This window comes from Propionivibrio limicola (assembly GCF_009469695.1).
Classification (GTDB): Bacteria; Pseudomonadota; Gammaproteobacteria; order Burkholderiales; family Rhodocyclaceae; genus Propionivibrio; species Propionivibrio limicola.
Genome location: NZ_SSSR01000048.1, coordinates 1 through 504 on the forward strand (window position 1 = coordinate 1; position 504 = coordinate 504).

1 protein-coding gene is annotated in these 504 nt (G+C 59.5%); it reads left to right on the forward strand.

What is annotated here, in order from left to right; translation table 11 throughout:
- The first annotated feature begins 134 nt into the window (after window positions 1–134).
- Window positions 135–386, forward strand: coding sequence for an IS66 family insertion sequence element accessory protein TnpB (tnpB, locus tag GH659_RS14740; RefSeq protein WP_153112191.1), 252 nt, complete (start codon window positions 135–137; stop codon window positions 384–386).
- The last annotated feature ends 118 nt before the right edge of the window (window positions 387–504 follow it).

A 504-nucleotide genomic window follows, 5' to 3' on the forward strand; every position in this document is an offset into this window, starting at 1 on the left:
GCCGAACATCCGGTCAATCGTGTCGACGAACTCCTGCCTTGGGCCGTGGCAACGCAGATCGCCTCGCCTGACAACGCTTCAGCCTGATTCCGGTTTCAATTTCAAGACGGCGTTGGCAGAACGCTTACGTCGATATGCGCTGGGGCATCGAACGACTGTCGTGCCATGTCCAGCAGGCGATCGGTCGTACGCCGTGCGATGGGACCGCCTACGCTTTTACCAATCGTCCGCGTTCCCGTCTCAAGTTGCTCGTTTGGGACGGCACCGGCGTCTGGCTCTATCAGCGCCGATTACACACCGGCCGTTTCCATTGGCCCAAGGCGGACGATACCGTCTGCGCATTGGAAACGGCCGCATGGCACTTGTCAACGGCGATTCAAAACTGATACAGATTTTTGTTGGGCAGCGATTCAAAACTGACACACCCCGGACACTTCATTTGCGCTGATCGCGTTGCCGAGAGGGAGGGGCGAAGGCCCGACCGGAAGGCGGCGCGATCAGCGC

Bases quoted from the DNA above. Each gene is read 5' to 3' on its own strand.
- tnpB (WP_153112191.1), top strand. From the start codon at position 135: ATGCGCTGGGGCATCGAACGACTGTCGTGCCATGTCCAGCAGGCGATC.